6 protein-coding genes are annotated in these 14,177 nt (G+C 44.2%); all 6 read right to left on the reverse strand.

Features of this window, described 5'->3' with window-relative positions; genetic code table 11:
- Window positions 1–32: 32 nt before the first annotated feature.
- The 6 genes from AC6H3C_RS17295 to AC6H3C_RS17320 all read right to left on the reverse strand — a co-directional run bounded on the left by AC6H3C_RS17295 (window position 33) and on the right by AC6H3C_RS17320 (window position 14,138).
- Window positions 33–674: a hypothetical protein gene (locus AC6H3C_RS17295; protein WP_497516671.1), complete on the reverse strand. Its 642-nt coding sequence runs from the start codon at window positions 672–674 to the stop codon at window positions 33–35.
- Window positions 675–699: 25 nt separating this feature from the next.
- Entirely contained in the window at window positions 700–3,204 is a 2,505-nt protein-coding gene (locus AC6H3C_RS17300; protein ID WP_497516672.1) for a T9SS type A sorting domain-containing protein, read from the reverse strand.
- A gap of 195 nt (window positions 3,205–3,399) precedes the next feature.
- Window positions 3,400–5,607: a RagB/SusD family nutrient uptake outer membrane protein gene (locus AC6H3C_RS17305; protein WP_497516673.1), complete on the reverse strand. Its 2,208-nt coding sequence runs from the start codon at window positions 5,605–5,607 to the stop codon at window positions 3,400–3,402.
- 37 nt (window positions 5,608–5,644) lie between these two features.
- Window positions 5,645–8,761, reverse strand: a complete 3,117-nt coding sequence (locus AC6H3C_RS17310; RefSeq protein WP_497516674.1) for a SusC/RagA family TonB-linked outer membrane protein — start codon at window positions 8,759–8,761, stop codon at window positions 5,645–5,647.
- A gap of 30 nt (window positions 8,762–8,791) precedes the next feature.
- Window positions 8,792–10,690 (reverse strand): RagB/SusD family nutrient uptake outer membrane protein, encoded by a 1,899-nt coding sequence (locus AC6H3C_RS17315; protein WP_497516675.1) that lies wholly within the window; start codon window positions 10,688–10,690, stop codon window positions 8,792–8,794.
- Window positions 10,691–10,709: 19 nt separating this feature from the next.
- Window positions 10,710–14,138 (reverse strand): TonB-dependent receptor, encoded by a 3,429-nt coding sequence (locus AC6H3C_RS17320; protein WP_497516677.1) that lies wholly within the window; start codon window positions 14,136–14,138, stop codon window positions 10,710–10,712.
- Between the last annotated feature and the right edge of the window lie 39 nt (window positions 14,139–14,177).

Consider the following 14,177-nt stretch of genomic DNA (forward strand, 5'->3'; position numbering starts at 1 on the left):
TTGAATTGGTTTGTCATGATCAATACAATTGGTTATAATTCTTTAGGAAGCCAGGTGCAAATGTGCTTTCCGTTCCAGTTATTCACCGAGGCATAATCGGCCTGACGGATCATGGATTGCAAAACATCCGGATCTTTTTCTACCTGCCGGTAATATTCTTCCATCGCAAGCAACACATATTTGCGTTCCCACAGGTCGCCGCCGGGTCCGTCAGGCTGCTCACTCATCTCCGAGCAACTGATACTCCCGTTTTCACGTTGAGTTGTCAGCATATCCGCGATAGTTGACTGAAGGATTTTTTTTAACTCCTGATCTTGCGTATAGCGATAAAACATACATCCGGAGCGTACAGCCTTGCCCCACATCTCGCCCTGTGCGAAAAACGATCTCCCCGACCTGAATTTTTCGACCAGTGCGGCATATGGTACCACTCCCTTATTCCAGTGCTCTATCGAATTTCGGATATCGTCCTCCAGGTAGCCTTCAAAACGGATTGAATTTGCAGGCAGCGGCGTAAGCTGATCCTGAATTTTCACCATATCAGCATTTCGGCATGAGCCAAGAACAAAGCATCCCGCCAACAAAGCGGCAACTATTTGCGGATTACCCAAACAACCTTTCTTTTTTAATACTTTCATGGTCAAATACATTGATTCCCTGTTTTTTTCATTCATATTCAGTCGTTTCAACGGTTCGTTTTTAATTCACAATAAACTTTTTCCTTTCAGTTTCTCCCTGATTTTTCAGTTCGACAATATACATTCCAGGGCTTTTAAGGAAGCCAACATGAATGCTGTCTGAAAAAACAGAATCCTTGAACCTTTTCTGCCACAATACCTGCCCGGAGAAATTATAGATGGTGAGTAATGAATTAGCCTCGGTTCCTAAAGAAAAAACGATATTCAACACATCGTTTACCGGGTTGGGATAAATCTGAAATAAGGACTCCGTCTCATTGGGTATTTTGCCGGCGTGGTTAACAAAATAGCGATAATTGAAGCGTCCTCCCGGAGCAGCATCACCATTGACATAAAAATCCATGATATTTCCATCCTCCTGCATGTTATCACTCCATTTAAATTCGAGATCCAATAATTCGTCATTGGTAATTCCCAGCAGAGAGCGTTTGATTTTAAATACCAGGATGGTTTCGGCGACGGTATATTGAGCGGCCCCGGTTTTACGCCACTCCCAATTTTTGTTACTTTTTTCAACAATAGCTGAATCCGCAGGGCTATTCCGGTTGATCATAAAATCGTAACCTTCCCACCCGGTCTCTTTATTCCGGTCGATGTCGATAAACAAGCGCATCCATTTCGAATCTGACTTATCGGTTAGCGGATCGGCGGTTTCGGCATAAAACCAAATATACTCCTGATCCCGTGCCACCTTTGCCCGAACAATATCGTTTCGTCCGGTGGTATTGAGGTAAATCAGTTGGTCTCCCTGTCCGGCATGATTGCGATGAAACACATTTCCTTTGTACGAACGGAATTCTGGTTTTACATCATTCCAGGAGGTTCGGTCGTTCATAATTATGGTTTTGGGTGCAGATGCCACTTCAGAATCGGGCATTCCTTTAAATTTCCGGATATTGCTGACTAATTGCAGGTAATACAGATCGCCTTTATTTCCCCATGCTTTAACCGGTTCAATGTCACGGCTTTTTTCGGCAGAATACTGATCAACAAAAGCAAAAGGTTTAACATCCCAGTCAAACCAGCGTCCGGCAACCCATTCGTTCCAGCCGGTGACAAATACCAGATCCGGATCAAGTTGAAAAGCTCTCCCCCATTGTTCCTGAAAATTCAATCCATAAAAAAAGGCATCGGGACGTGCATCCTGTCCATGAGTTTTTGTGTAACTGCGGCCGAAAGTAAGCGGACTGTTAAAACCGCTGGCATGTCCGCCACTGGCATCCGACGCATTTTGCGCAACTCCAACGGGAACCTGCTCATATCCTCCCGTTGTTTTTTTAACATACCCATTTTGCGGATAGTTTTCCAGCCATCCCCATTGATCGTTTGTTGAAGGTCCGTTCACATAATCGGGTTGTCCGGGACGAAATGTAAAAAATGCCTTTACCGCATCTACCTTTTGTTGCCCTACTGATTGGAGTATTTGTACCGGGGTATGATCTGTTCCGGCAGTTAATCCGGTAAAAATCAAATCAGAAGAATAAGCGATCTCGCTTTCGTAATTACCGCTAACCGGAACCGCATTGAAATAGCTTACAGATGTACCGTTGGCTTCGGTATATTTCCACACTCCCACCTTCTCGGTTCCATTGCTCAATTCCCAAAGGTAAGTCCCCGCATCCAGTTTATCAAAAGCTAATCCTAGTTTTTCATTATCCTTAAAATTGACAAAAGTTTTCTCTGCAAGTGGAGTTCCTGCAACCGTTTCATTGTAATTATTTTTCCATTTATACAGGCTGAAAGTCAGGTTACCGATATTGTTTCCCCAACTTGGACAGGACGCATTGACCGCGTAAAAAGATGAAGTTGCTGTAAATTTCAAGCCGGCGCTGTTCCTTTTTGCTTTCATGCAATCAGGATAAGCCATCATCAACGGTTTTCCGTGCCATATAAACCATAAATCCTTATATCGCTGAGGCTGATAAAGTTCATCATACAATTCGGTGAGCGATTCCATTGAACCGTCGGTAGGGCCAAAAGGTAGAAGAAAAGCGATACGGGGAGTTTGAACGCCATCTTTTCGGGCCTGCGTCCAAACTTCCAGCAGTTTGATATAGGATGTTTTCCAGGTGAAATTCCCGTTCGTACAATCAAAAAACACAACATCAACGCCTGCGTCAGCCAACATCTCCGCATGTTTACGCAAAACCCATTCATCGGTCGTCCGGTAATAACCAAACAGGGGCTCATCCCACCAAAAAACGCCGCCAACAATACCTTTCCAGGCCGGATGACCGGCATCAGTTGCTGCCTCAGGATATGTTTCAATGATTTCAGTAATATTCAGTACCGGAGAAAAACCGGCCATGTCGTCGGTATGCCATGTCCAGTAAAAAAGCCCGACAAATTTATTTTTTCGTAAACTTCCTGCTTCTTCTCTCATAAGCAATTTTCGGCCCAAGCCATCGGTTGCAGGAAGTCCGTTTCCAGCATTATCAGAAATCTGAGCAAACAGGCTTTCAACACAGAAGAAGAAAAATATACCTGAAATTAGTTTCATGACCATATCCTGAATAATTTGAGCCGGGATGTCTGAATTAACAATCCGGGATACCTTGAGATCAGTTTGGCACAAATGAGACCCACCTAAGCAGGTTAATTATTTAAGTTACGGACTATCAGGAACATGTTCCTGATAGTCCGTAAGCAGGTATCTTAGTTGTCAGTGCTCATCAACCTGCGAACATAAGTCCAGTGGCAATTAATCCAACCAGCCGGGGTTCTGCCAGTCGCTACCCGAAATTCCGATAATTTTATCAACCTCACTTTGATCAATCGGGTACATCAGGTACTTGTCCGACGAACAGTTCCGGTCTTTAAATTTAAACCTGGTGAATGTTAGCCCTGCCCCGTTCTGGGTGATTCTCATCCCGGTAACGAATTTATCTGTTTCGTTCAGGATCTTCCACCGGCGAACATCAAAGAACCGATGTTCTTCAAAAGCCAACTCTACACGCCTTTCATTCCGGTATCTCTTTTCGAACGCCTCTTTAGTCATCCCTGCCGGAAGAGCCGGCATACCAGCCCTGGCACGAACAGCATTAACCGCTTGCCTGGCGCTCATTGAAAAACTTCCTGAAGTAACAACGGCATCGGGTCCATTTGACTGATAAGCAGACTCGGCAAAATTCAGGTAAAGTTCAGCTAAACGGAACAGCCGTACGGCTCCGTCAGCATCGTTGCTTTGACCTGATTTGAAGTTGTTGAATTTGCGTAAATAGTACCCGGTTCGGGTATGTTTCCGGTTAAGCTCCGATATTTCCTCGTTTCCCCCAACATAGGTTTGAACAGCCGAAGGATCGACCTCGCCAGCAGGCGCGCTCTTGACTTCAATCCGGATATCTTTGATCTGCATGGCAACACCTGAATTCACACCCACGTCGAAGCGAAGATTGTCACCCGCATTTCCCCAACCAAACGAACTAACTGTTTCGGTTATATCAATTGAATACGTAGTCCATTCAGTAGCTTTAGCGATGGCTGCCGGTTTAATCGAACGAGCTTCAGCCAGTGCAGGACCAAAGAAGATCTGAGGGTTAACCACTTCCGAACTTTTGTATTCGAACTTAAATACCACCGACGGCGGATTATTTAAACCTGCAGCCAAAGGCGTAAGCATCACCCAAGGGTCTCCACCTGTAGTTGTCAATTCGTATGAACCGGCAGCAACCTGTGTTACATCCATTTGATTTATACTGCCAGTAAAGTCCAGATTATAGGTATCATCACGATCGTCAACAACCTGCCCCAAATTCCTAACTGCCCCGTTGTAATAAATGGAAGCATAAAACCGGGGATCGCGCCCTTCATAAGGGTTTGCCGGATCGTAACCGGAAGCGCTGTTTATAATCGGGTTCAATCTGCCGGCATCGGAATAGCCTGTAACAGGAATTTCGCCGTTAGCCATTTCATAACTGTCCACAAGATCCTGTGTAGGACATGGTCCGGCTTTCTCCATGCCCGGATTAGTTGGCAAACCGGCATACTTCCAAACCTGCATTTGTCCGCCGCGCTGGTAGATTGTCTCTTTATCGACTGAGCGTTGATCGTTAGAACTGGTAAAGAAATACAGGGCATATGCATTTTGCGCAATATCAGACGACGGTTCAACATCAAACAGTTTATAATCATGAGCAAGACATTGAGATAACGCTTCGGCATTGATCGCGGTCGCCATTTCCCAGGTATAAGTGCCGTCGGACCATAGCGGACTTGCAGCATATGTTACCGCCTGAGATTTAATCGCATAGGCAACTGCCCGGCTCATGATCCCATATTGATTGTCATAAATAGCCCAGTGAAACCCATTTTCTGTATCAGGAACTGACAGGGCCGCGTCGCAATCTTCCAGAATGAAGGTAACAACATCGGAAAATGATGCGCGTTTATCCTGGGAGAAATCATGTCCTATCTCCAGCGGTTTATCAAAAACAGGAACACCTCCGTAGCGTTTGATTAATTGCAAGTAATAAAGCGCACGCAAGGTACGGGCTTGCGCTACCCAACCGGCTTTTACTTCTTCAGAAGCATATACCGAAGCCGTCTTTATGTTTTCGATAAAAACATTACATTTCCGTATCCCCTGGTAGAGAGATCCCCATGGACTACCATCCACTGAATAGGATGGGTAGCTTGATGAAGTAATGCTTCCCGCATACCAGGCGCTGTATCTCGATCCGGGAGTAATATCGTCAGCATCCTGTGCTTCGTCTGTAAACGACGCCCGATCCATATATGGAGCAGGGCAGAATCCGTAACAGGAGTTCAGATAACCTCTCGTCCTGTTGTAGTCGCTAAAGACCTGGTCCATCGTTATCCGACCATCACTGGGCAGATCCAATTCATCGTTACACGAGATAAAAAAGCTCGCTATAACCGTGATGAATGCAATAATAATATACTTTTTCATACTCATTTTCTTTTCATGTTAATGATCACCCAATTCATTAAAAGACAACACTTACACCAATGTTGTAAACCCTGTAAACAGGAAATGAAGAGTAGCCACCTTCCGGACCAAAATCATCAGATTTCATCTTGTCCCAGGTAATCAGATTCTGTCCGCTGAATATAACTTTCGCTGTTGTTGCTGAAATCGCTTTTGTGAAGGACGCCGGCAATGTATAAGTTAACTCCACATTCTTAAGACGTAAATAAGACCTGTTGTAGCTAAAATAATCGTTGGCTTCATGATTAACCGACTTAGCCAGCGAAAGAGCAGGATAGCTGATCTTTTCACCCCTGTCGTATCTTTCCTGGGTCCAGGCATTCCGGTGCAATGCTCCGAATACGCCATCGTGACTTGTTTCCCACACACCGGTTCCACCATAAATAGAAGAATAATCGCTTATTCCCTGGAATAGAAAGCTCAAATCAAAAGACTTATAGATAAACCCTCCCGAGAAAGCATAGGTAGTACGAGGCAGGTATCCATCTCCAATCGGAGCCTTATCCCGTTCGTCAATGTTATGATCGCCGTTCAGATCCTGATATTTTAAATCGCCCACACGGGCTGTGCCAAAACCATAAGTAAGATTGCTGTTGTCAATTTCAGCTTGTGAATTGAAGAACCCATTCCCGTTACTGTAATCGACCAAATAGCCAAAATTCTGACCAAACGAATAATTTTCTTCCCATTTCCGGTAAGCATAATCATCGGTCCGCAACGCTTCATTCCATTTTACAATCGTATTCTTTGCATAACTATACATCCCGCCAACATAAACACTCCAATCCTTATTGATTGACTTCGTGTAGTTGACGCTAATATCGTATCCCTTGTTTTCGAAGACTCCTGAGTTTGTCTTTGGGTAATTGCTCAGTGGGACCCCCTGGTAAAGCGGTATTGTTGAATATGCCCCTACAACCATATTTTCCATGCGTTCTTTAAATACATCGACCGAAACAGTCAGTGCATTAAATAAACCCAGGTCCACGCCAAAATTTTGTTTTGTTGAAATTTCGGCTTCGATTGACGGATTACCGACTTGCTGTTCATTAACGATATACTGAAGATAAGCAATGGGGCCTCCACCTGACGCCGTTACATTGTCAAGATAGGCATAACGGGCTAAATCACTTTGGTCGTTGGCCGTTTTACCATAGGAAGCCCTGAATTTAAGATGGCTTAACCAGTCTGTTCCGCTCATGAAACTCTCGTTGGAAGCGATCCACGCCACAGATACAGCCGGAGTTAACGTATAACGGTGTGACCGTGCATATTGCTCCGAACCGGAATAGCCAACATCAAACTTGGCAAAATAGCGGTTATTATATCCGTATGTTGCCTCAGCGCCTGTACTTACCCGGTTATACGGAAGACTCCAGGGCGAACCGGTATCGGCTTTTGTCAGATTCTGATAAAACATGTAGCCCAATCCGGTAAGCTGATGTTTGCCAAAATTCCGCTGATAGTTTAAAGCCGCTTTATAGGTTAAATGATAATAAAAGGAATGACCCTTACTGTATGCCAGAGGAGTATCTGTCTGCTCTCCTTTTTTAATAAAATTAAGTGAGTTCGTATCGTCTGTTCTGATCCATCGCTCATAATCCTGAGTTGTTCCTAAACTACCTACCGAATTGGTCTGATAAGCCATAATACTATTCAAACTTAAACCTTCCGTCAGAAAACTCAGATCCAGATCCAAACCAAACTGTGATGTAATGTTCGTTACAGTGTGCCTCCAGTAACCGGATCTGTTGAGCATTCCATAGGTAGGCGAGCCAACACGTTCAGTTGTAATCACCTTACCTCCGGGTTCAATAACTTCGCCGGTGGTTTCGTCCAGCACCGAAGGAGTAACCGGTCCGTAAACGGTAGACGGAATCTGAAACAGACTGCTGTATATGGTAGAATTAGCAGAACCAGGAGTCCTTTCCCGTTTAATATTTCCGCTTAAGCGTACAAAGGTCTTTAAATATTTATTCAGGATCATATCAACATTTGTACGGTAGTTTATCCAAATATTATTGGCATTCGGATTGTACTTGGATTGATCAGTTTTGAACTGACCTCCCTGATGCATCACATTCAAATTTGAAAAGAACTGTACCTTCTGCGATCCTCCTGTCACATTTACGCCAACCCGTTCCATGAGCGAAAAGTCTTTCAGAAACATATTGTACCAGTTGTTATCTGGATAGAGATCTCTGTTTTCGCCTGACCGGTACATCTCAATCTGCTGGTTGCTGAACAGGTAATTCTGTCCGAGACCATCATTATAAGCAGCCTGATTTCTCAACTCGGCATATTCGGCAGAGCGAAAAAAAGTTGGCTTTGTTGTTACCTGCTGTAACGATTGATCAAACCGGGTATTGATCTGCAAACCGCTTTTTGTGCCTCGCTTTGTTGTAACAACAATTAATCCGTTGGCTCCTTGAATTCCATAAAGCGCTTGAGTTGAAGCATCTTTTAAAATCGTCACCGATTCAATTTCGCTCGCAGAAATGTATTCCAATGTTTGGTTACTGTTATACGCACAGATAATCCCATCAATAATAACAAGCGGGCCGGAAGTTCTCGCGGCCGATATTCCGCGGATAAAAAGATTCGTATTTGCCCTTGACAACTCAGAGAAAGTTTCCTGCGTTATCAGGCCAGATAAACGTCCGGCTAAAGTTTGTGTCAGGTTGGCAACCGGTGACTTTTCAAGCTCTTTCCCGCTTACCGTAGCCACTGATCCCGAGATTTCGCGACGCAACTGCGAGGAGTATCCCAATTGAATTACCTCGTCTAACCCATGAACATCCCGCTGAAGTGAAACGTCAATCTGAGATTTTCCGCCAATGGCGATTTCCTGCTTAACAAAACCAATAAGTGAGAAAATGAGGGATTCATCACCATCAACCAGATCCAGTACATATTCGCCATTTGCGTCTGTAATTGTTCCTTTCGTACCGTTTTCGGTGATTACCGCAACTCCGGACAAAGGCTTTCCATATTCATCAGAAGTCTTTCCCTGAATGGCGGTTGACAGCTGTTGCGCGTTAAGAGATCCTTCCCAGGAGCAAAATAACGCGAACAAAACAACTATTCTTAAAATTAAATTATTGTATGTCATCATGATTATTCATTTTAGTCCGTTACTATTTTACTACCAACCCGGATTCTGCCAATCCTGACCGGTAATCGCCTTCAGACGATTAGCCTCGTTGAGTGGCATCGGTACCCATAGAAATTTGTTGGTATAACATTTCCGTTCAGTAGAGCGTACGGTACGGCGGCCAAAAGTATAGGTGCCATCTGCATTTCTGATTATCTCTGCAGCGGTGATCCATCTGTCTGTTTTAGAAAGATCGCCTGTGGGTGATGACCAGCGTCGTACATCAAAGTAACGGTTCTCCTCCATGGCCAGCTCAACCCTGCGTTCGTTACGAATACGAAGGATGAGTTCTTCTTTGGGCAATGATGACGGCAGATCGGGCATTCCAACCCGGTTTCTGATTTCATTCACTGCCGCTTCAGCTTCAGCTAATTGTCCGGCTTCAGCAGCGGCTTCAGCAAAATTCAGGATCACTTCCCCTAATCTGAAAAGTTTCCAGTTTGCTCCGCCTACCGGATTATCATTCCCTGAATTCGGGTGTAGAAACTTCCGTTCATAGTATCCGGTCCGGGTCGCTCTCCGAACAGAAGCGCTGATTCCGGTTTGCGGCTCTCCCACATAAGTGGCAATTATTCTTGTCCGGTTACCAATCGGCGCAGGATAATTTTCATAGGATTCAGGCGCTTCAGCAAAATTCCAGAGACACTTTCTTTTGGACCCATTGTAATAAATGGAAGCATAAAAACGGGGATCTCTGTTTTTATATGGATCCTGCGGATTATAAAGGGTATTCCCCGGGTTATAATTGGGCTGCAAATGGCGCTCGTCCAGATACGGATTTGTCAGATTCAGGATCGGTTTTCCATCAATTGTTTCATAGGCATCAACCAGTTCCTGTGAAGGACATGTTCCCGATTTGTACCCATCCTGAGAACCAATACCATCGATATTCCAAATATTTCCCTGGCCATCGCGACTCTGATAAAGGGTCTCCTTATCCACCGGAGTCGAGGAATAGCTCATGTTTTGCGTAAAGTATTCGTTATAAAGAGCCGTATATTCGTTCTTATCCGGTCCTAAAAAGGCAACATCCGAAAGATAGGTTTGAGGGAAGTTTACCTTGTTGTATAATTCAAAACCACGTGATCGTAGGTTTGCTAAAGAAGCTTTATTGATTGTATAGGCTTCCTGCCAGTAATTATTCCCCCCATTATTCAAGGGACTTGCAGCAAAAAGGATCATCTTGGATTTAATAGCTTCAGCCATTGCTTTATTTACGCGTCCGGCTTCACTGCCTATCGTAATTCTCCAGGGTAATTCGTCGGTAGCAAGCGCCACGTCGCAATCCTCCATGATAAATTTTACCACCTCGTAATAACTTGCCTTTTCCACCAATGAAAAGTCAGTTGCCAAATTATATGGTTCACGTTCAATTGGCAAAACGGGCCCAAACCATTTCAATAATTCGGAGTAGTAATATGCACGCAGAAGATGTGCCTCGGCTTTCCAACGCTTACGGTCGGCCGGATTTGTTACAGTTGCATTATTTATTCTACTAATAAACAGCGTACAATTTCGGATTGCACTCCAGTACCTGGCCCAGTAATCTCCGTTTCCTCCATCAGCGCTGATATTTGTGATCGGATGACTACCGGCAGAAGCATCACCATTATACATCCGACCGGCCATAATCCACGATTCCGCTTCGGCATCGGTATCCCATGCTTCATCGCTCCAAACAATAGGTCCACGCGACCAAAAGAAATACCGGGTTCCTTTAACCGGCATATTCGAATAACAGCTGTTCAGAAAAGCTCCTACCTTATCATTGTCCGCGAAAATATCATCCATCGTCAACTTTCCATCAGGTGCCATATCCAATGCCTCTGAACAGGAGCTCAGCGCCAATATCAATGCGATAAGTGCAAAATATATGTTTTTAATTTTCATAATTTCATTGATTTAAGGATTAGAAAGTGATGTCGAGACCAACGTTCTTCATTTTGGTCACCGGATATCCGATTGGATCATTATTCTCCGGATCAAGATGTCCCAAACGCAGATGATCCCAGGTAATCAGGTTTTGTCCGCTGACATAAACTCTTAATTTGTCAATCCCCAGTAATCTCAATGCCCCGTTGGGAAGAGTATAACCCAGCTCAATGTTTTTCAGCCGGATAAATGACCTGTTCATAATAAAGAAGTCGTTGGCGACATGGTTCGTGGTACTGTGCGTACTTAGGGCAGGATAGGTGATTCGATCACCATTGGCATAACGTTCTGCAGTCCATGCAGTTTTATGATAATCAAAATAAGTCCCCCTTATTATGTATTCGTATACCCCTTGTTGCGCATAGTTCGAATTATACTTGGCCACTCCCTGAAAAAAGGTTGTAAAATCAAGAGATTTGTACGTCAGGTTTATGGTAAGACCATAAGATACTCTCGGAATACTGGAGTAACCGATAGGAGCCTGATCTTTGCTGTCAATAACGCCATCGTCATTCAGATCAATGTATTTGATATCACCCACCCGTGGCTCCCCAAATCCATAGGTTGTCGTTCCAAGGTATTCATTCAGTTCTTCCTGTGAATTAAAATATCCGTTTCCATTGCTGTAATCAATTTTATACCCCCAGGCCTGACCGATTGAATAACCGGTATTTCGGTATTGATATGCGTATGATTCGTCGCGAATTGGCTCATCGATAAAACGGATTGTATTGTGGTTGTATCCGTAGTTTCCTCTAACCATCAATTGCAGGTCTTTTGCAATCGTCTTGTTGTATGTCAGTTCAATTTCATATCCCTTATTATCAACCTTACCCATGTTCACTTTGGGAATGTTCCCTAACGGAACTCCCTGAAACTCAGGAACCATACCTCTTGAAATTAATATCTTATCCCTGTTTTCAATAAAATAATCGAAGGTTATATTCAGGTCGTTGAACAGTTGCACATCAATTCCATAATTCTGTTTCTTTGCGAGCTCCCAGGTTAAGTTCGGGTTCCCCAACAGGCCTTGATTAATGCCTCTTCCAAGCCCCAGACTACCAAGAGGTCCTGATCCCATGCTGATATTATCCTGATAAAGAAAACGGGCGCTGCCCATTTTATCATTCCCTACTTTTCCGTATGATGCTCTTAATTTAAGATTGGTAATCGTTTTATTCTCTTTCATAAACTGCTCATTGCTGATCACCCAACCAACAGATACTGCGGGGAAAAAACCATAGCGTTTACTCGGAGCAAATTGTTCCGATCCATTATACCCCATATTCACTTCGCCCAAATAACGCCCGTCAAAACCATAGGTGAAACGTCCGGCAACTCCCAATAAGTTATAAGGAATTTCTCCGGCTGTTGATTCCCAGTAATCCCGCTGGGCCAGAACCATCCCGGTCACATCGTGCTTATCTCCAAATGTCCGGTTGTAGTTGATTGTCCCCTGAAGGTTAATGTTGTAACGCGAATCAGCGCCTTTGGCAATCGACAGCAGGCTTTCATCGGAACGTTTTACGGCGTAGTTCAATGTATTTGTCTCCGGATTGATTTCGGCCAGATAAAGGCGTTCGGATTTTTGTCCCTGCATCGCGGTTGTTGACCTGGAGTCGTAGGAAATCATTCCTTTTGCACTTAATCCCTTGGTGATGGTATTACTTAAATCCCATTCCATTCCCAAGGATACATTCAGATTAGATCTGACCTCATTCCGGTAACCCATCCGGTTCATAATTTCAAATGCAGACCGGTCCATATAACCCGGATCCACAATTTGCCCGGGGGCAACACCAAATCCTTCGATTGTTGTCGGACCGGGAGTAATGGGGAGAATCGTTTGTGCCTGGTAGAGCAGGTCGCGCATCATCCAGTTGGTATCGTTTCCGTATAACCACGCAGCCGGCATATTAACCTGTTCAATATAACTTCCGATATTAAGAAACGATTTGAATGACTCGGAAACCTTGTAATCAATATTGGATCTGAAATTATATCTGTCCATTTTTGCTGACGGGTCATACCCCAAAACCGATTCGGGTTCGGTCTTCAGGTTACCCCCCTGGTGGAGGTAAGCAGCATTTACAAAATAAGAAATTTGATTCGTTCCTCCGCTTGCGGTCAGGTTGATCCGGGTTTGAGGAGCATAGCGGGAAATATACTCCCGATAATAGTCATGATCGGGATACATGTATTGTCTAATCCGGGCTTGTGCTTCATAATCCGGATCATTTGGATCGAGACCAGCCAGCGGATTGGCATACATATCGATCGTTGTCTGACTAAAAGGAGGAGTCGTGATTCCGTCGTTGAGAGCCGCTTCATTTCTTAATGCCATATATTCCAACGAATGAAGCCGTTCCGGTTCACGGGTAAACGAAGTATAACTCTGTTGTGCATTCAGTGTCAGCTGCATTTTTCCTTCAACACCTCGCCTGGTTGTGATCAGAATAACACCATTCGCTCCACGAACACCAAACAAAGCTGTTGCAGAGGCATCCTTTAAAATTGAAATCGTAGCGACTTCATTCGGATCAATTGTACGAATGTTATCACGAGGAACACCATCAATAAGAATCAATGGGCTCGTGCCGTTGGTTGTTGCCGCGCCACGAAGGTACATAGTGGCGTCGTCCCGCCCTGGCTGACCGCCACCAGACTGGATCGAAGTCAAGCCGGAAATCCGGCCGGCCAACGCATTTGCCAAACTGGCAGACGAACTTTGAACGACATCTTTGGTTTCGATAGATGAAACGGCTCCGGTTACCGATACTTTTTTCTGGATTCCGTAACCAACGACCACCACTTCATCAATTCCGGTGGTGGTTTCATCCATTTTCACATTGAGCATCTCCTGACCGGAATAAGCAATCTCCTGAGGTTTCATTCCAACAAATGAAAAGAGCAGGGTCGCTCTTTCGGGAACGTTTTTTAAGGTAAAAACGCCATCCGGATCAGTAACTGTCCCAATTGTAGTTCCTTTGACAACCACGGCAACTCCAGGTAAGGGAAAACCGCCGGAATCTGTTACAATTCCCCTGACTTGCCGCTGTTGAGCGATATTCACCGCACTGGCAATAATGGAAGGAAGATCCGGACTGTCTTTTGACATGATGGCAATTTGCCGGTCGTATATTTCGTAATAATTGTCTGTCCCTTTAAAAATCTGATCAAGAATTGAATCGACAGTCTCATTCTTTACTTTTATACTGACTTTTCTGTCTACATCAACAGATCTTTCACTATAAAGCAGAATATACTCACTGTTCTCCTCAATCGCCTGAAAAATCTGCCGGACGGTAGTACTCTCAAAATACATATTAAACTTCGTTTGTTGAGAATAACTGTTGGCAGTAACAGTCACCACCGACACAAGCATAAAAAAGGTTAGCAGTTTCATTTTCAACAATAATTTTAACATCCTGCTATGTACATAGCA

The organism is Gaoshiqia sp. US2, assembly GCF_059705485.1.

Coding starts and splice junctions, on each gene's coding strand:
- AC6H3C_RS17295 (WP_497516671.1), bottom strand. CDS start 674: ATGAATGAAAAAAACAGGGAATCAATGTATTTGACCATGAAAGTATTA.
- AC6H3C_RS17320 (WP_497516677.1), bottom strand. CDS start 14,138: ATGAAACTGCTAACCTTTTTTATGCTTGTGTCGGTGGTGACTGTTACT.
- AC6H3C_RS17310 (WP_497516674.1), bottom strand. CDS start 8,761: ATGATGACATACAATAATTTAATTTTAAGAATAGTTGTTTTGTTCGCG.
- AC6H3C_RS17315 (WP_497516675.1), bottom strand. CDS start 10,690: ATGAAAATTAAAAACATATATTTTGCACTTATCGCATTGATATTGGCG.
- AC6H3C_RS17300 (WP_497516672.1), bottom strand. CDS start 3,204: ATGGTCATGAAACTAATTTCAGGTATATTTTTCTTCTTCTGTGTTGAA.
- AC6H3C_RS17305 (WP_497516673.1), bottom strand. CDS start 5,607: ATGAAAAAGTATATTATTATTGCATTCATCACGGTTATAGCGAGCTTT.